Below are 20134 nucleotides of genomic sequence, written 5' to 3'. Positions count from 1 at the left end.
ACTGAACACACGCTTTATGTGCTTAGATTTTTTTAAATAAATACGTTAAATAATTGGTTTTAAGTTTTTTACGTATTAATAATTAATTAAAAATAAACGAAATGCCAATAGAAATAAAAGAGCTTCACATTAAAATAAATGTGGACGAGAAAGCAGCCGCAACGACAACTGAAGCGCCGGTAGACGTATCAAAAATCATGCGGGCAGTGAGTGAAAGTGTAGAGCAGTTAGTAAATATTGATAAACGTAAAAAAGAAAGATAATGATAGGTAAAAAAGAAAAAGTGGTCATTACACCATATGAAAATTCTGAATTTTTAGAAGGTAAAAAAAGTAAGCCTTTCGAACTTCTTATAAATCCTAGTGGCTATTCAATAGATTACAAAACAAATTATAATAAAGAGGAGGCGATCGGTAAAAATAAAACTGATTTTAAATTTGAATCTTCTCCTTCGCCTTTTTTAAACCTGGAATTTTTACTTGATGGAACAGGTGTGGCAAAAAGTAATTCGGGGAATACGCTGATTAATAAAATTAAAGGAAAAGATTTTACAAAAGAAACAGTTGCAGATCAATTAGACCTTTTCTATAATGCTACAGGAGAGTATGATGGGACGATACATAAACCTCATCATGTGAAAATAAACTGGGGAACCTTGGAATTTCTAGGCGTTCTGCTAGACTTTACAATAGAATACAAACTATTTACTCCGGAAGGATATCCTTTAAGAGCGATAATAAAAGCAAAATTTGGAGGTTCGGTAAGTCAGAGATTAGAAAAGGCACTATCGAAACCAGCTTCCCCGGATCTTACCCATAAAAGAACTGTACAGGCAGGAGACACTTTACCCTTAATGACTGAAAGAATTTACGGAGACTCCAAATATTATCTGGAAGTTGCTAAGGTTAATAATCTCATCAATTTCAGACAGTTGAAACCGGGAACTGAACTCTACTTTCCACCCATAGAAAAAATAGCATAACATGAACAACAGCGGATACATAAAAACATCAAAAAATCCGGATCTGATCACTTTTAAAGTAATGTCCGGAGGTACCGAGTTGCCCGGAAAATATGGGGTAAAAAGTATTGTTGTAGAAAAAGAAGTAAACAGAATTCCTTATGCCCGCATTGTTATTTTGGATGGAAGCGTACCGGAACAGGATTTTAAACTAAGCAATGAAGATCTTCTGATTCCCGGAAAAGAAATTGAAATTACAGCAGGGTATCACCTTGATGAGCAGACGATTTTTAAAGGAGTTGTTGTAAAGCACAATATAAAAGTAAGAAATGGCTCTTCCTACCTCATCATAGAATGCAGAGATAAAGCAGTAAAGATGACTTTAGGCAGAAAAAGTAAATATTTCTACGACAGTAAAGACAGCGATATTATCGGAGAACTGATCAGTAACAACGGTTTAACTGCCGATGTTCAGGCTACCTCAAATTCACACAAAGAATTGATTCAGTACAGAGCTTCCGACTGGGATTTTATGCTCACCAGAGCACAGGCAAACGGAAAACTTTGTTTTGTAGAAGACGGAACCGTTAAAATAGCAAAACCCGATTTCAGTAAAAAAGAAGTGGAAACAGTGGTTTACGGATCTTCTGTGCATGAATTTGACGGAGAAATAGACGCAAGAGATCAGTTCAAAAAAATTTCAGCCAAAACATGGAGCTATACCGATCAGGAACTTACAGAAGTGGAAGCTCAGGATCCAGCAGTAAAACTTAACGGAAACCTTTCACCGGATGATCTGGCGAAAGTATTTGGAATAGACGATCTGCAGCTTAAACATGGTGGAAATCTTACCCAGAGTGAACTTCAGGACTGGAGTGATGCGAAAGCAACTTTTCAACAATTGGCAAAAACCAGAGGAAGGGTGAAATTTCAGGGAATTCCGGCTGTAAAACCGGGAGTTTCATTAATGCTGCAAGGCGTAGGAAACCGTTTCAACGGAAAAATTTACGTAACAGGCGTCCGTCACGAAATTGCGGAAGGAAACTGGCTGGTTGATGCACAATTCGGACTTTCTCCGACATGGTTCTCAGAAACGTACGATGTAAGCGAAATGCCGGGTTCAGGGATTATTCCTTCCATCAGTGGACTGCACATCGGGAAAGTATCCCAACTGGAATCCGATCCCGATGGAGAAGACAGAATTCTGGTGCAGATCCCGATCATCAATAACGAAGAGGAGGGAATCTGGGCGCGTGTAGCCACACTTGATGCAGGAGAAAACAGAGGATCATTCTTCAGACCGGAAATCGGAGATGAGGTAATCATTGGTTTTATTAATGACGATCCCAATGATGCAGTTGTTCTGGGAATGCTTAACAGCAGCGCAAAACCGGCTCCTATTGTAGCTTCCGATGACAACAACGAAAAAGGATTTGTTACCCGCAGCAAAATGAAGATGATTTTTAATGACGATAAAATTTCTTACACCCTTGAAACACCAAAAGGCAAAAAAATAACTGTAGACGAAGATGCAGATGTCATTAAAATAGAAGACGAGCATAAGAATACTCTTACCCTCAATAAAGACGGGATCAGTATGGAGAGTGGGAAAGACATCAAGATCAAAGCAAAAGGTGATATTAAGATGGAAGGAACCAATATCGGTATCAAAGCATCCGCACAGTTCAAAGCAGAAGGAAGTTCCGGTTCTGAGCTTAAATCAGGCGCAGTAACCGTTGTAAAAGGATCTCAAGTTAAAATCAATTAATCATGAAACCGGCAGCAAGAATAACAGATATGCATACCTGTCCGATGGTAACGGGAACTACCCCACATGTTGGCGGGCCCATCATTCCGGCAGGTGAACCTACTGTACTTATCGGAGGTAAACCCGCAGCAAGAGTAGGAGACAAAGCAATATGCACAGGTCCGCCCGATACCATTGCAGCAGGATCTTCAAGCGTAATGATCGGCGGAAAACCAGCCGCAAGAATGGGAGATTCTACCGCTCACGGAGGCGTAATAAGCGCGGGTGAAGCGACTGTTTTAATAGGCGGATGATACACATTCTGCAAGATTAAAAAATGCAAAAACATCAATAACAAAACGGTTAGAAAACTAAAACTCTATGTTACAGATGCAAGATGTTACAATTAAATATAATACAAGAACGTATGAAAATAAATACAGATTTTTTAGGAATAGGCTGGAGTTTCCCGCCTGAGTTTAATGAGACTGGAGGAAAGCTGGTAATGACTACAGATGTTGAAGACATCAACAACAGTCTGATCATTTTACTTTCCACAAGACCGGGAGAACGCGTCATGTTCCCCGATTACGGATGCGACCTGCAGGAAATGCTTTTCAAACCTTTGGACTTAACGCTGATTACCCAAATGAAAGGAATCATCGAGCGTGCCATTTTATACCACGAGCCGAGAATAAACATTTTAAATATCGACATCGATACTCAGGAAGAACTGGAAGGCGAAGTGCTGATAAAAATTGATTACGAAGTAAGGAATACGAATACCAGAAGCAATATGGTTTTCCCTTTCTATAAAGGTGAAGCTACTGAAATATAAATAATTACGGGATGTCTGTAACCATTTTGAATACCACCGAAACATTACATTAAGTATTGCATCTGACCATAGAATATAAATATAAACAAATGAAAAAAACAGATACATTTTCACATTATCGTGAAGGAAAATCACAAATGCAGCGCTTTTTAGCGGATCTGGATCCCGGCAATCTCGAATTGCACGATTTCGATCTGTTCGATTGGCTGCTATTTGCAAACAATTTTGCCAGTCATGTAAATTTTTTTGAAAAAGATGCTGATACAGCAATACCAGATAAGAAGTGGGGAAACTTTTTCTTTGGTGATGATACCAATGCTATTCCGCGCAGAGAAAGCGTAGAGTACAAGAGTATGAAAAAACAGGTTACAGATCTTATTTCCCAGTTTGAACAGGACAGCAATCTGACGCCGCATCTTACCCTCTTTGTCTGCTTTCTGAAATTGCTGGATTTTTCCAAAAAAGCTTTCAACAATTTAACGAAAAGACATCTGGATTTCTACTATAACGAGATCCTTCAGATTCAGAAGAATGATGCTAAAGAAGACAAAGTCTATGTAATTTTTGAATTGGCTAAAAAAGCAATTCAGGAAAGAATTCCGGAAGGAACACTTCTGGACGGAGATAAAGATGCGGAAGGAAAAAAACGGGTCTACAAAACCAATAATGAACTTATTGCCAATCAGGCAAAAATAGTTGAAATTAAAAGTCTTCTTAACGACGGCGGAAAACAAGAGCTTAAAATGGCTCCGGTTACCAATTCTGCTGATGGTTTGGGCGAAAAACTGCCGGAAGGCGGAAACTATTGGTGGCCGTTCGGATACAATGCTGAAGAAACAGCTTCGGACAAATCGATCTATAAAGAACTTCCAAAAGCGAAACTGGGATTTTCTGTAGCATCATCTTTATTCGATTTAAAAGAAGGAGACAGAACAATTACCCTGAAAATAGATTTCAACGCAAATTCTGTTCAAAAATTAAAAGACCTTGAAAAAGAAGACTTTCAGAACAACATCAAAGTACTTTGCAGCGGGGAGAAAGAATGGTTATCCGACATTGCATTACAGTGTACTGAAAATGGAGAAATAGGAACCAAAAGTGATAAAAAACACCGTTTAACATTTTCTTTAACATTACCGAAAGATTTTCCTGCCATCGTAAAATACAATAAAGATGTTCTGAAGGAAACATTCCAGACCAGCTTTCCTGTTCTCAGATTCATGATTGAAGGGAAGAAATATTATGAAGTCTATGAAGCTTTTTCAGAAGCATTGGTCAACAATATTGAAGTTTCTGTAGATGTAAAAGGAATAAAATCTCTTCAGATTGAAAATGACAATGGAGAACTGAATTCCGAAAAATCCTATTATCCATTTACTGCGCAGCCGATTAAAGGTTCCAATTTTTATATAAAATGTCCTGAAATGTTCTCTAAAAAATGGAACACTGCAGACATTACCATCAATTGGAAAAACACGCCGGCTTCCATAAAGGATTTATACAGCGGGTATATCATGGAACCGGATACAAATATCAGTCAGCAGGATTTTAATAATTTGAAAAATTCGTCAGTTGTAACAGGAGACGATTATTTTAAGATCGATACAGCGGTGTTAGACAAAGAAATCTGGCACAATCAGGAAAGTGATATTGCTTTATTTAAAAAGAATGGAAATGTTTACCAAACACAATTTTCTGTAAAAAGCACCAGTGATGAAGCAGGTACAGGCGAAGCGATCAGGGTAAAACTGAAGAAATCTTTATTACAGGACTTGTATCCTAAATTATATACGCTTGTTTTATCAGATCCTCAAAAAGCAAAAGTAGTTCCGAATGAACCTTATATTCCTTTTGCGGAAGATATTGAGCTTAGCTACAGTGCAACAGAAACTGCATACCATTCTTTAAGAAAAGATTCTGAAGGAGAACTTCTGAAAAGTGAAGAAGTACAGATGTATCATGAAGATGCTTTCGGGCAGTATGAAAAGGAAATCGATACGAAAACTATTGTTCCGGTACATCAGAAAGGAGGCGAATTATACATCGGTCTGGAAGCAGTTCCGCAAATGACGGTTTCCCTTCTCATCCAGATGCTGGAAGGAAGCGAAAATCCTTTAGCCGAAACTTTTGAAGAAAAAGAGTATATCGAATGGAGCATCCTTTCCGGAAATACATGGATTGATCTTTCAAACTCTATGCTGCAGAATGATTCTAAAAAATTCCTGGAATCCGGAATTGTAAAATTCAAAATTCCAAAAGATATTAATTTGAATCACACAAGATTTACAGATCAGTTAATCTGGGTAAGAGCAAGGTCAGGAAGAAGTTACGATGCGGTTTGTAAAGTTCAGGGAATTTATACACAGGCAGTTCTGGCAACATTCCAGAATCAGAACAACGATCTGTCTCACTTAAACAACGGTTTGGAAGCCAATACGATTTCCAGACTTATTACCAGAGTTCCACAGGTAAAATCTGTGAGCCAGCCGTATAACTCATTCGACGGAAAATATAAAGAAACAGATACAGAATTCTACAGAAGAGTAAGTGAAAGACTGAGACATAAAAACAGAGCCGTTACACAATGGGATTACGAGCATCTCGTTTTGCAGGAATTTCCGGAAGTTTTCAAGGTAAAATGCCTGAATCATACTTCGGAAAAATCTTACCTCGCTCCCGGATATGTTACGCTGATGGTTGTTCCGAATATTAAAAATAAAAACGCTTTTGATATCTATCAGCCAAGAGTAAGCAGAGCCACGCTTAACAGGATTCAGAATTATATAAATGAATTGAATACCATGCACATCAACGCTCAGGTAATCAACCCGAATTATAAAGAAGCGAAGGTAGAAACAAAGGTGAAATTCTTCGATCAGTATGATGAAACATTTTACACAAAACAGTTAGACGAAGACATCAAAAAGTACATATCGCCTTGGGCTTTTACAGACACTAAAGATATTGATTTTAATGTGAAACTGAATGTTAATCAGCTCATTAACTATCTGGAACAACTGCATTATGTAGACTACGTTGAGGAGACCAGTATATTGGTAAATAATGTTTTACAGACACAATCTTTAATCGAAGTAGATCCGAAATCCATACTCGTATCTGCCAAACAGCACAAAGTTACTATTGCAGAACAGGGATGCCTTTAATAACAAACAAGCAGAAACATAATTATGTCAGAAAATAAGCACATTAGTATACCCAAAAATATAGAAACGCAGGATCAGACCGATTTTCATTTTCTACGCAGAACAGGTATTGAATATATAGAAGGATTAGGAGGAAAACTTTGGACAGATTATAACTCTCACGATCCGGGGATTACGACACTGGAGGTTTTAAGCTATGCCATCACAGATCTTGGGATGAGGATGAATATGAATATGGAAGACATTCTTGCTTCAAACGATGCAAAAAAAGATATTCATACACAATTCCTGAAAGCTACGGAAGTTTTGCCTTCCAGACCTTTAACCGAGCTTGATTACAGAAAACTCTTCATCGATATCAGCTTTAAATTCGGTCATCCGAGACCAATCAGCAACTGTTGGCTGGTTCCGAGAACCGAAACGCTGTATGTGGATTGTAAAACTGGACAGTTGGATTTTGAACCTATCGGAGAAAAGACACAACATTTTAACGTAAAAGGATTGTATGACCTTTATGTAGATTATGCCGATGATATCGACGATAGTGAGAATGAAGATTGTGACAAATCGAATGCAAGAGTAAAAATACTGGAGCGTTATCACCAGAACAGAGGTCTTTGCGAAGATCTTGTAGATATCAAAGAAATCGAAACCCAGAAAGTGGCGGTATGCGCCCGCATCGGACTTGTAAATAAAGTAGATGAGGAACTGGTTCATGCAAAGGTAATCAGAGCGATCAACAATTATCTGGCTCCGGAAGTTCATTTCTATTCATTAAAGCAGATGTTGGAAAAAGGTCTTACCACAGATGAGATTTTTGACGGACCGATTCTCGATAATGGTTTTATTGATACGGAAGAATTGAAAGCAAGTCAGTTGAGAAGAGAAGTCAGACTTTCGGATATCATCAGCGAAATCATGAAAATCGACGGAGTGAAAGAAATTCACGAAATTTCTATTGCCGGATGCGACAGTGCAGTGAAGCAGACCGATGACTGGATGATCTGTATTGAAAAAGGTAAAAAACCGGAGCTTTGCGATCTGAGTTCATTCAGTTACACCAAAGGTGCGCTTCCGTTGAATATCAACACTAAAAAAGTAGAAGAATATCTCGAAACGTTAAGAAAAGAGGAGGAAGTACTGAGAGAAGATGCGAGAAAAAATAAAGAGTTGACTCTGCCGCAGGGAACTTCATACGATATCGGAAATTACGCGACTATTTTAAATGAATTTCCGGATACGTACGGAGTGGGAATTTCCGGAATCATCGGAAATCCAACCCCGGAAAGAGAAGCTTTGGCAAAACAGATGAAAGGATATCTTTTGTTTTTCGACCAGATTCTTGCCAGTTATTTCAAACACCTTGAAAAAGTAAAAGAAGTTTTAAGTATCAGCGGAGGTTTAAAGAGAACGTTCTTTACTCAGGCTCTTAAAAACATCAAAGGTTTTGAAGAATTGGTTTCGGATTATGATGAAAACGACGACAAACTTACAGATACTTTATACGAGGAGCTTGATAACAGTGTGGAACGCCGAAATGAAGTCTTGGATCATTTAATTGCCCGTTTTGCAGAAACATTCAGCGACTATACTTTCCTGATGAAATCTCTGTACGGAAAATCTACCGATGAAATTGTACTGAACAATAAAGAAACCTTCTTAAACGAATACAAATCGTTGAGCAAAGACCGTGGATTGGGCTATAATTATACATTAGATGATACCGCGAATGTCTGGAATACAGAGAATATTTCAGGGGTACAGAAAAGAATTGCCCGATTACTGGGAATAAAAAATTATCAGCAGAGAAATCTTTCTCAAACACCTGTTTCGATTATTAAATCGGTAAGTGACGACGGAACGGCAAGCTATTCCTGGAAAATAAAAGATGCAAAAAGTAATATCACTTTATCATCAGTAAATTCATTCCATATCGAATATGCGGCAACTAAAAATCTGCATGAAGCCATTTACCAGACCATTCAGATAGACGAAGAAGATCTTAAAAATGCATTAGAGCTTTTACAGGAAAATCAGACTCATTATGATTTGATTGGGAATATTCAGATCCGAATGTCTGCCGGAGGGAACTATTATCTTGAAATTATGGATGACAGCCAGCCGCAAAATGTAATGGCTACCCATAAAAAGACAAATCCATACAATTCTTTAACCGAATTAAAAAAGGGAATCGAGGAGTTGGTAAGATATTTCAAATATGATTTTACCGAAGAAGGAATTTTCCTTGTAGAGCATTTACTGCTGAAACCTGCATTTAAAGATTACAAGCTTGTGGGAGGAATCGGATGTATGTCTGTGGAAGATACTTTCAAAGTGTTTCAGGATCTTGAAGGAATCGGCAGCATGATCGTAGGAAAATCTTTTGAAGTATTTCCGAATGAGGAAGGAGATGTTCTTCCTGCAAATCCGGTAGATTATGCCGATGCTTTAATGTCTTCCTGCGAAGAAGACTGCGAATATGATGTTTTTGATCCTTATTCTTACCGTGTAAGTGTGGTTCTTCCGGGCTTTGCCTACCGTTTTCAGGATCCTGACTTCAGACGTTATGCAGAAACTGTGATCCGACAGGAGATTCCGGCTCATATTCTGGCTAAAATCTGTTGGGTGGGAGATCGTTTAAGTGAAAAACAAACCGCTCAGAACGATTTGTCTGCATTTGAAACGGCATTTAAAAAATATCTTTCGGATAAGGCAAAAAATAACCTTAACAATTTAGGAAACAGCATTCAGAATTTACTGACGGCTCTTACCAACTTAAATAATATTTACAGACCGGGAAGACTCTTAGACTGTGCTATAGAAGATAACGACAGCCTGGACGGGAAAATAATATTAGGACAATCAAACATATAAAATTGAAAAACAATGAATGCTAAATTAGATAATGTAACAACCCAATATAGAAAGTTTAACGAAAATCAGGTACTTACAGACGGGCAGTTAAATGAATTCATAGACTATTTCGAAGATCAGGACAGGCTCTCGAGAACACTTCTCAGCGGCGTAGGAATTGTATGCGGATTTAAATCCACAATTACCAGTTCTGGTCTGGTTCCGGACGTTATGGAAAAAATCGCTCCGCAAAAGGCTGAAAATGCTTTGGATACCATTGTGATAACTCAGGGAGCAGGCGTTACCACAGACGGAGATTTAATTACCCTTCGTACAGGAAAAGAGAAATCTTCAGACGTTACGATAGATTTCGATACCAAAAATTACAGATACTTCAGAGAGTATAAAGACAAAGTGAGGTATGACCATTTCCGAATCGGAGAAGAGCAGATTCCTTTATTGGAACTGGCAACCGAAGACGAACTGAAGCAAATGGAAGTTAAAGGATTAGACACGGGTAGTTTTAAAGATATTAAAACTCTGGAAAAACTGAATGAAAAAATCATCATCCTTTATCTGGAAAGCTATTCTAATGACGAGACTCCTTGTGAAGATGCCGATTGTGATAACACCGGAGCAGAGCAGGTTTCTGATCTTAAAGTGCTTTTGGCAGATTTTCAGTCTGTTTCCGATCTTATGACGAGCGGAAATGCAAAAGATACGCTGTATAAAATTCATAATTCTTACGAAGAACTTTTTGATCGTTTACCGAATATTGAAGCTAAAAGAGTGATCCTTGATCCTAAAGTTGAAACAGCAGATCAGTTAAAAAGAAAATTTCGTAACGCCATGGATTCTGTTTCGAAATTGTCCGACGGTTTTGGCGCTATTGCAGATACTTTTAAAATAGATCTCAACTTCAGTGGTTTATCGCTTTTTAATAAACTCAATACTTTATTGTCTGCATCTTCCCCAAGGCTGGATGATTTTCAGTACAGATATGATCTCCTGAAAGATCTCATTGATACTTACAATGAAATAAAAGGGCTTATCTTACATTTGAATGCAGAATGTTGTCCTTCTATTGCGTCGTTCCCTAAACATTTGATGTTGGGATATGCTGGAGGTTCTTTGGAATTGGGAGAATATGCAGCTTTCCGTCACGGATTCTATCATTCGCCCATCACAACCCAGGATGATGAAAATTATGAAAGATTGATGTTATTAGCCAATCGTTTTGTGCAGAAAATCAATGGATTTCAATCTTATATCGGACCGGTTAAAATTACACCGTCCAATCTTTACGTAAGATTAGGCGAAAAAGCAATTCCATATTATTATAACGTAGATAAGACTTTACTGGATAAATGGAATTTTGAAAAAACAAAGACAGACAGAGAAACCTATAATTTAAGTTATCATACTGCGAACTTATCATCAGAAGATTATGTTCAGAATCCTCTGAATTATAATATTGATAACAATGATTTCTACAGAATTGAAGGACATCTTGGATTGCCTTATGAAACAGCGGTACAGAATATTAATGATCTTAAAGTGAAGTACGGACTGGCTTTTGACGTTAGCGTTTTACTTTTAAATGACGGTAAAAAAACAGATGATGAGCCTGAAGAGCCAAGAAAAGTTTCCATTGAAGAACTCAGAAATAAATTATTGTCTATTTCCAATGATATCAGCAAAGAAACAGGAGACCCGAAGAACGCACTCCTTAATTTATCCAAATTAGACAGCGATCTTAAGTTATTGAATAAAGCTAAATTTGAAACACCTTCCGGATCATCAGACGACGTTACAATTGTAAAAGAAGATCCTAAAAAAGAAGAAATTGCTACAGAACTTTTAAGCGATTTTTTAGAAAGAAAATCCGGCTTGGAGCATCTTTCCGGTGTAGAACCTGGCGGAACATTTGTTTTGATCGCAGAGTCGAAGGCAAACAATCAGGTTATTGCAGATTTCTCATTGTCTTATTTATGTTGTTCTAAAAAAGATCCTGTATTCTTATCATTACCTTCAGGTAAACTTTGCCAAAATGAAAAACCGGTTCTTATGACAATCGTTCCTTTGGATGGTCAGGTAAAAGCATTTGTAAACGGTACAGAAATATCCGCCATTACCCAGACCGGAGGACAAAGTTATTTTGATCCGGCATTAGTTGGCGCAGCTTATCTCGGCCAAACCATTACTTTCACAGTTAATGATGATCCTGTGGATACTCAAATGGTTGTTTACAAAAAACCAGAAATCGTATCTGTAGCTTCAGGTTCCATAACATATAGCACTCCTACTACAGATCCTAACACCACAGACCCGGATGCAACAGTAGAATTTAATGTCACTGGAGATTTTACAGATCTTGATTTTACTTGGAATTTTGGTGATGGTAGCCAGATACATTATAACGAATTACCAACTAACAAAAAGACTCACACTTATAATCTTGTTTCCGGACAGGAGGAAACTTTTCATCCAACACTTACGGTAACAAACAAAAATGGATGTAGTAATGTATATGAATTGAGCCCTCTAAAATTAAAAGGACAATCAACCATTGCTTGTTTAAGTGGAATGAGGATTGTCGTTCAGTTTAGATATGGTCCAGACGGTACCCATACTTGTAATCGAGCTAGTTTTAATCTATTAGGAAACGGAGTATTGATAGAGGGTACAAAACCATATTCAGATCCTGTGATAAAAGGTAATATTCATTTAAGTAATACGAAAGGAAATCAAGACGCGGGTAATATTATTCCGGGCGGTCATCCATCAAGTAGATATAATGAAATTATTATAACGCAAGAAGAAGCGGAAGCATTAGCAGCAGGAGCGAATGAAGGATTTGTACAATTTTCACTGGATTGTGCAATGCCTCCTAGCATTGGATGTCATACAGGTGTTGCTTTTACTCAGTTATTTTTAGCAAACGATTCTACACCTATTTATTCTGGTTATCCTGATGGAAATTTCTTAGAGATCAATCCTTGTACAGGAGTGACAAGATAACAATTAAATATAGCTTCATGGATAATGTGATTGTCTGTGAAGCATATTTAAAAATCTTAACAAATCATTAAAAATGAACAATAATGAATAATCAATTAAATAATATACCGGAGAAATACCGGAACTTTATTCAATTAAGTGATATATCGACCCGGTACCGCAAATTCAGCAAAGGACAATACATTGAGTATACTCAGTTCAATGAGTTTTTAGACTTTTTTGAGGATCAGGATCGCTTATCCAGAGTAATGCTTCAGGGGGTAGGTATTGTATGTGGTTTTAAACCTGAGCTTACCTATTCCAATAAAAAACTCAACAGCATAAAACTTTCGCAGGGAGTTGCAGTTACAACAGACGGAGATCTGCTTACCCTGAATAATACGAGTAAGGTAAGTGAAGAGTTATATGTAAGTGATTTAAAGACAATCAGCATTGATAGTAAAGAATACACTCACTTTAAAAAATACGACAATTTCAAGGTAAACTATCCTGCATTTTATGACGAAAACGGAGGACAGATTGAACTTTGGGAACTGGCGACAGTTCAGGAAGCAACTTCGGATTTTCAGCCTGTTGCTAATTTCTCAAATCTGGAAGATCAATATTTAATTCTCTATCTGGAAAGCTATGAGAAAGAAGTAAAGCCTTGTAGAGGCGTCGACTGTGACAACCACGGAATTCAGCAGATCCGAAATCTTAAAGTGTTGGTTACAAACGAACAGGGTGCTGATTATATTCTTCAGAAAGACCGTATTCAGCCGCATCCGTTATTTATAGAAGACATATTAGGAAGTGTAAAGCAGGAGCGCGTGATTCTGGAAAGGCTTATTCAGGAAAAAGGAATTGAAACAAGATTTTCCTATGCCGATTTAAAAAATATGTATGCCGATGTTTTAGAAAGAAACGGCTATGGTGAGCTGGTTTTTAGAAAAATCTACGAAATTTCTAAAATGTTTGGACTTCCTGTTGCGGATCATCTTACTTTTAAAAGTGTTTTGGAAGAATGTCTTAACCTGCCGTTTGGTTTTCAGTATGCTTATGATGTGGTAAAAGATTTAACGGCTACGTATTCCGAAATCATCAAACTGCTTCCTAAGACTTTTACAAAGTGCCTTCCCGATTTTGCTTCTTTTCCTAAGCATATGATGTTAGGGAAATTAAATTCAGAAACTCAGCTGGATTCTTCAAGACATCAGTTTTACAATTCTCCGGTCTTGGATGATGAAAAGGCGATGCATAAAGTTAAAATATTAATTAGCCGTTTTAATCTGCAGATACAGAATTTTAAATATCCAAACCGCCATATAGAAGTAATTGGGAGTGATATACCAATAGAAGCGGAATCCGCCATTAAAATCACCCCGTCTCAAAAGTCAGAATTCTTAGGGAATAAAGCAATCCCTTTTTATTACAGAATTACAGATAATTTCCTGAAAGTTTGGGATTTTAATAAAGTAAGAACTCCGGCTTTCCGAAATAATGTAGGCTATAATTCTGGTCTTTTCTCACAAGAATCTTATGTGAGAAAACCTTTAGGTTTTAACATTGACAGAGCTCCGTTTTATAATATTGAGGGACATCAGGGAATGCATTATCAGGATGCATTTGATCAGATAAAAAAAATCAGAGATGAGCAACAGCTCGGATTTGATATCATGCTTTTGTCTTTCAAAGAATTATTAAAAAATAAAGATCTTTCAAAGGCGTATTTTAATGAATATATCGATAAATATTCGGGTTTAGAACACAAACACGGAGTTGCAAAAGGAGGTACTTTTATCATGGTGTATGATCATATTGGGAGAGATGAAGTTATTGTGGCAGATTTCTCGCTTCCGTACATCTGCTGTACACCGAAATTGAAGATTAATCTTAGTTTACCTAATACGACTATTTGTGCCAAAGCGGAGAAAATTCCGTTTACTGTATTTCCTTTCAATGGCATCGTAACGGCAAATGTAGATTCTGATCTGGATGGTGGTGTAGAGTTAGTTGACGGATTATACTTCTTTAATCCTGCATCGGTAAGTCAGGAATTGCATAACCAGCTAATCAGTTTTAATGTTAACGGAAAACCTACTGATTGTACTGTAACCGTGATTACAGAACCGCAGGTGAGAATTGTCGTGGAGAAAGTTGATATTCCTGAGTCTGATTCAACAGCAACTGTTGTGAAATTCAAAATAACAGGAGAACATTTCATGAATTATCAGTATAGCTGGGATTTCCTTGATAATGGAAGTCAGGTAATTCAAAATCCGGATTCAAAAGGTTTTGTAACTCATACGTTTAATAATCTTTCTCCGAGAAAAATTCCGAACATAAAAGTAAAAGTTATTGGAGGCGGATGTGAACAGGATGTATCTCTTGAAAATTGGTACGAAGAAAATCCCATCATTATAAAAGGTATCGTCTTCGAGAAAGGAGGAGACTGCTGTGAAGGCCGTGTTCCTAAATAAATATCACAATAACGAAGGGGGGGGCTTTATTCAATTGAAAAATCAAAAAATCACCCTCTGTTTATTAAATTTAATAATATAAAAACAAAACAATGGCAGCAGAAACATGCAATATTTCGTTTAAGATAGATTACACATCTTCTAAGCCAATAAAAAGCGCAATTGCTTATTATAAAAATAAAAACGTAAGTCCGTCTGATCCATATTCCGAATACAATATAAATCCTATTCCAAGCTCTTCAGACACTGTAAAGCTTCCTTTTATTCAGGATGAAGGTGACTATGAGCTCGTTGTAGAATTAATGGATGAAGATGGGGCTATAGCTAAAGAAAAAAGCTTATTTAAAATTGGAAATTGTAATCCTTCAGCTTGTGAAACACCAGTTATTAATAAAGTAGATGTACTTTCTAATGGACAAATCGTGATGGATTATACGGTCCTTAATTTAGGTTCCTGGTCACCAGAATATCAAATAGCAACAGATAGTAGTTTTGCAAAAATCGTTCACTCTAGAGTGGGATTTCAGTACAATCAAATTGAAAATATTCAAATGGATAGCGGAGATATTCCCAATGATACTGTTCTATATATAAGGGCAAGAAAATATTGTACACCAGCAGGTACGGTTTCAGATTGGTCAAATATTATACAATTTACATCTGGTACTTATTATCCAGTGTTAATAGCTTGGGATAATGCGGGAACAGATTTAAGTACTCATTATGATAATTCTTCAAGTGCATATCTTTATTCGGTAAGAATTTCCACTTATGAAGGTGCAATTAAAGCGACAGAATGGGAATTGACTGATGTCACTTTAGGCTCGACTTGGGTTTTAGAAAATAACGGAAGTGGAACAACCTCTCACGCTTTTGGATTTGATCCTGTTAATCATAATTATTCGATGCGTTTAAAGGTTACTTATTCTAACGGGAAAATTTTATATAGTAATGTTATTAGCAGAGATTATAAAATTTCACAATTATACTCTTTCGGAGTAAGCTTTCATGATGATACCGCTTCTGCCTGCAGGACAACAAAAGATACTCATCTTTTAGGATTTGATACTTTAACGCCATATACTGGTTCACAATTATATGATAGTAACGGAACTCCTGTAACAGGTGGAAGCTATTCATATATAAAAATTTACAATTATGGTCAGCAAGTTGGAGATAAAGTATTTATGATTACAGGTACAACAGGTATCTTACAAAGATATATTCCTTGTATGTTAGATTAAAAAGAATAGATAGATTATAGATCTTAAGCAAAATTGCAACAGCAATAAATAGGTCCGTTTTCACTCGTTGTGAGACGGACTTTTTATTCTATGATACTGGTTTATATCACCTTCTGTTATTTTTACGTCTCGTACTGATGATATTGAAAAGTTTGGCAACATCCTGAAGATGAATTTCAAAATCTTCGTAATATTCATTCAGAGAATGAAGGGTGATAATGCCTCGTTCCACATCATGATTGATGATTCTTTTGACGAGAATCCCTTTTTCTTTGTGTACGATGACAAAATCCCATTTATCATAATGCAGTTTGCTCATCCAGTAATCCTGGCGGATATTTCTGCATAAAATAATATCGCCTTCAAGGTAACTTTCGTAGGAGCCGTCGTCCATACTGTCTCCCCGAACTTCAAAGCACATATATTCGCCGCGGTGTTCCACATCATCACTGAAAGGAATCGTGGGTAAACTTTCTATATATTCCTCGTCCGCAAACCTGCTCAGGTATCCGGCTTGTGCGTATTGGTTCGCCAGCGGAACGTACATGATCTTTAGATCCGAATAAGCAACCGGCGATGCGCTGTTATTAGGTTTCTGTTGCTGTTCCTGCAGCATGTTTTTTACAAAATAAGCAGTGGTTTCCGGTATTTTTCTTTCGCCTTTTTCCCAGTACTGGACGGCTCTCGTACCAACTCCTATCGCCTCGGCGATCTCGGCCTGCTTCATCTTTAATTTCTTTCTGATCTCTTTGAATTCTAAGTTGGTCATTTTGATATGTTTATCGTTATTTATGAAAAAATACGCAAAATATTTTTCTTTTTTATTTTGAAATACGAACAATGTTCGTATATTTGTCTCGTTGTTAAAACAGAATACGGCAAATGTACAAAAATTATCACAACAATTTAATATATATTTGATGCTTTTTAATTTTTTTTGGTTTAATATAGGTTGTTAATCAAATATTTAAAATTGTTTATGTACATTTTGTTTACAGACAGAAGATAAACGTTCAGTAATACAAAACAATGTAAAAAGTGCGTTTTTATATTGATGTGAATATTTTTATTATTGATTTTAAATTCTTTTTTCCGAAAAATGTGCATTTTTAAACCGGTAATGCGAACATTTGCTGTTTTGTTTTAATGACCATAAACACAGACCGTTGAAAATGTAAGATAAAGCTGCTGTTCAGATTATAAAATATCGATTCATTATAACTGTCAGTAATAATTTAAATACATTCCAAAGCGGCGAATCTGAGTTTGCAGAAAGAAATTCATTTTTTAACATGAATTTGTTTAAACTTTTTTAAATAAAGAGATTCTTGTTGGAAGACGCAAAGACTCAAGATTTTATTGGTCTCAAATCTTTTGAGGCGCAGGAAAATCCAAGATTTTCAATAAGGATTGATGCTCAATTTTATCGCAGATAAAATCTTTGCACCTTAAGCTAAGACCGTATGTAATGAATATTTTGTGTCTTTGCTATTACGTTTAAACAAATTGTATATGAAGATACTTTTCGCAGACGAAGGAAATTAAAATTCAGGAAGACAGGCCGATGAAATTGCGCCGGAAAACACAGGAAGCCGACTTCTGAGAATTAAAATCAAATGACATCATTAAACATCTTTTCAGAGGCAGACTTTAAGCCTTTGCGGGATTTTATTGACTCAATTGATCAAAAAAAGACACGAAAAACTATTTTATTAAAACAACTTTTAACCTTTTTAAAAATGAAACGTAGTAAAGAACTTGTAGAGAAAAGAAAAGACTTTGTCAACGATTATGTAAAGCGCAATCAGGACAAACAAATGAAAGTTATTGTAACCGAGCTTACGGAGATGCTGTTTTTGTCGGAAAGAACCATTTACAACATCATTCAGGAGTAAAACGGAAAAACAAAAGTCATTAAAGATCCGCATTTCGTGCGGCTTCCTCAGGACAATCTTTTACAACTGATCCATCATCACAAAAAATTAGAGCTGGAAAATTATATTCTAAAAAGCTTAAGACCAAGCAACCGCACAGTTCAGTGCTTCTAATTCAATCTGTTCCATCAGATCAATAAAAGATTGTCTTTTCGTTATCCATTTAATTTATAGAGAATTACAGCAAGGTAAAAACTGTTTTACTTTCCGGAACGATGCTTTTAAGGCTAAAGACGAGCCTGCAATACAGTAGTTTCGAAAGTAACAGGAAGAAATTGAAAATTAAAAATCAGCATTAATAAATTTTGGTAGTCATGGAAAAAGAAGAGAACAAAAAAATTAAAGAAAACTTAGAAAAATTTCAGGATCCCGATAGAGACATCAGTGATCTTATAGACGAGCTGGCTTACCTCAGCGAAAACGAAAACATCGAAACGAGCAGAAAATTTCTGGATGATATGTATATGCTCGATCAGGACGACTAACAACTTAGCGTTGTAAAAAATCAATTTTAATGAATAACAATATGAAGAATGAATTTAGATAGCATAAAAGCCCTCCTCATCGGAACTGCCATTGCATTTTCGGGAGGACTGTTAAGAGTATTGATCTCCATACAGAACAAAGAAAAAAAGAGGCCTTGGGAACATATCATCACCTTAATTATCGTGATTATTGTCGGTTTCACCATGAGCTATGTCATGAAAAGTGCCGAACTCCACAACAAATGGTATTCCACAGGAATATTGTTTGTACTCGGTTATGGCTATGACAAGTTCCTGAAAATGATTACCACCAATCTTCCTAACTGGATTGATACTACCATGAATCTTTACATCGGAAACCAGCCAAACAGACAGCCTGAAGAAGAAAAAGAGAAGAAAGAAGATATAAAATAAAGAACAAAGAAATCCTCCGAAGCAGGACAAATATCAAAAACAATTAATTATTGTTGTTAAAAACCAACATCTGAAAACGTCATTACATGAAGTAGGCTAAACTCCTTTAAAATACTATTTGAATCTTGTGTACTAAGCTTTAGGAAAAGTGTGTTGGAATAAAATTGTAGTGCAGTAAGGCTAAAATATAGTGTATTGGAGTATGGAACGAGTGAGCAGTAATAAAAATGTACTGTAGTAAGCTTAAAATGTTAAGCAGTAAGCAGTAGAAAAGGTGAGCAGTAATAAAAATGTACTGTAGTAAGCCTAAAATGTACTGTGGTAAACAGTAGAAAATGTGAGCAGTAATAAAGTTGCAGAACAGTAAGCCTTCAATCTAAGACAGTGTAATGTAAATGGAAAACATTTTGTTAAAATTGCTGTACAGTAAGCTTTCAATCTATAACAGTGGAATATAAATATAGAATACTGCAATAAAAATACATCACAGTAAGCTTTCGGTATAGGACAGTGGAGCGTAGAGGAAGAATACTGCAATAAAATTGCATAACAGTAAACGTCCCATTTAAATAATCAGGACATTAAAAAACCTTGGATTTTTTAACTTATGTGCTCTTTTTTTTCCATTAAAGCATTAAACTAAAAAAAACTAAAGTGTTTAAATCTTTTGCATCCTTTGTGGTAAAAGTTTAAAATAAATTTCTGTATTGCCGTCATCAGAAATCATTTCGGGAAACCACTTACTGCAACTACAGAATCCTCCGCACCAAAAAAGACTTATTCTCCTTAAAAATTCTGAATTTTGAATCTGGAATTTCAGCCGGATCAAAAGAAAAAAGCACAGCACTTCCGATTTCTCATCATAACGCTGTGTACACCTTACAGGCAGTAAAATCTTAAAAAAATACGTTACCGCGTCTGATTTTTCAGTTCCATCAGGTACGGTAAAGCACGGCTTCCATTGTTGTGCTTTACGTGCCTTTTAAACAAAATATAATTAAAAAACACCAAGTC

Annotated in this window: 14 protein-coding genes; 13 read left to right on the top strand and 1 reads right to left on the bottom strand. The window is 36.4% G+C overall.

Features of this window, described 5'->3' with window-relative positions:
• Nucleotides 1-101 precede the first annotated feature (101 nt).
• The 10 genes from DD829_RS23715 to DD829_RS15565 all read left to right on the top strand — a co-directional run bounded on the left by DD829_RS23715 (nt 102) and on the right by DD829_RS15565 (nt 16287).
• Nucleotides 102-263 carry a DUF5908 family protein gene (locus tag DD829_RS23715; RefSeq protein WP_165796595.1) on the top strand — a complete coding sequence of 54 codons (162 nt, stop codon included), beginning with the start codon at nt 102-104 and terminating at the stop codon, nt 261-263.
• Nucleotides 263-982 (top strand): CIS tube protein, encoded by a 720-nt coding sequence (locus DD829_RS15605; protein ID WP_108409598.1) that lies wholly within the window; start codon nt 263-265, stop codon nt 980-982. The genes DD829_RS23715 and DD829_RS15605 overlap by 1 nt, the downstream gene beginning before the upstream one ends.
• A gap of 1 nt (nt 983) precedes the next feature.
• Complete coding sequence (gene vgrG, locus DD829_RS15600) at nt 984-2729, top strand: type VI secretion system tip protein VgrG (protein WP_108409597.1); 1746 nt, start codon at nt 984-986, stop codon at nt 2727-2729.
• A 2-nt stretch (nt 2730-2731) separates the two neighbouring features.
• Complete coding sequence (locus DD829_RS15595; protein ID WP_076394823.1) at nt 2732-3022, top strand: PAAR domain-containing protein; 291 nt, start codon at nt 2732-2734, stop codon at nt 3020-3022.
• Nucleotides 3023-3135: 113 nt separating this feature from the next.
• Nucleotides 3136-3546: a GPW/gp25 family protein gene (locus tag DD829_RS15590; protein WP_108409596.1), complete on the top strand. Its 411-nt coding sequence runs from the start codon at nt 3136-3138 to the stop codon at nt 3544-3546.
• A gap of 89 nt (nt 3547-3635) precedes the next feature.
• Nucleotides 3636-6710 carry a baseplate J/gp47 family protein gene (locus DD829_RS15585; protein WP_116547914.1) on the top strand — a complete coding sequence of 1025 codons (3075 nt, stop codon included), beginning with the start codon at nt 3636-3638 and terminating at the stop codon, nt 6708-6710.
• Nucleotides 6711-6734: 24 nt separating this feature from the next.
• On the top strand, nt 6735-9584 hold the full coding sequence (locus DD829_RS15580; protein WP_108410938.1) for a hypothetical protein: 2850 nt from the start codon (nt 6735-6737) through the stop codon (nt 9582-9584).
• Between the two features lie 12 nt (nt 9585-9596).
• The gene (locus tag DD829_RS15575; RefSeq protein WP_108410937.1) at nt 9597-12584 is read left to right on the top strand and encodes a PKD domain-containing protein; all 2988 of its coding nucleotides are present in this window, start codon (nt 9597-9599) and stop codon (nt 12582-12584) included.
• An 83-nt stretch (nt 12585-12667) separates the two neighbouring features.
• Entirely contained in the window at nt 12668-15043 is a 2376-nt protein-coding gene (locus tag DD829_RS15570; protein WP_116547913.1) for a hypothetical protein, read from the top strand.
• Between the two features lie 92 nt (nt 15044-15135).
• On the top strand, nt 15136-16287 hold the full coding sequence (locus DD829_RS15565; protein WP_108408736.1) for a hypothetical protein: 1152 nt from the start codon (nt 15136-15138) through the stop codon (nt 16285-16287).
• Nucleotides 16288-16393: 106 nt separating this feature from the next.
• Here the strand turns inward: DD829_RS15565 and DD829_RS15560 are convergent, their stop codons facing one another.
• Entirely contained in the window at nt 16394-17056 is a 663-nt protein-coding gene (locus tag DD829_RS15560) for a S24 family peptidase (protein WP_123906891.1), read from the bottom strand.
• Nucleotides 17057-18026: 970 nt separating this feature from the next.
• On the opposite strand from DD829_RS15560, the gene DD829_RS23710 reads away from it, so the two are divergent.
• The 3 genes from DD829_RS23710 to DD829_RS15550 all read left to right on the top strand — a co-directional run bounded on the left by DD829_RS23710 (nt 18027) and on the right by DD829_RS15550 (nt 19120).
• Nucleotides 18027-18182: a hypothetical protein gene (locus tag DD829_RS23710; RefSeq protein ID WP_157967284.1), complete on the top strand. Its 156-nt coding sequence runs from the start codon at nt 18027-18029 to the stop codon at nt 18180-18182.
• 353 nt (nt 18183-18535) lie between these two features.
• Nucleotides 18536-18706: a hypothetical protein gene (locus DD829_RS23705; protein WP_157967283.1), complete on the top strand. Its 171-nt coding sequence runs from the start codon at nt 18536-18538 to the stop codon at nt 18704-18706.
• A gap of 48 nt (nt 18707-18754) precedes the next feature.
• A complete protein-coding gene (locus DD829_RS15550) occupies nt 18755-19120 on the top strand; it encodes a hypothetical protein (protein WP_108410986.1) in 366 nt (121 codons plus the stop codon).
• Nucleotides 19121-20134: the final 1014 nt, after the last annotated feature.

The organism is Chryseobacterium sp. HMWF035 (assembly GCF_003094695.1).
Taxonomy (GTDB): Bacteria; Bacteroidota; Bacteroidia; order Flavobacteriales; family Weeksellaceae; genus Chryseobacterium; species Chryseobacterium gambrini.
The sequence above is the reverse complement of the archived record's forward strand: the minus strand, read 5'-3'. Positions and strand labels throughout refer to the sequence as shown.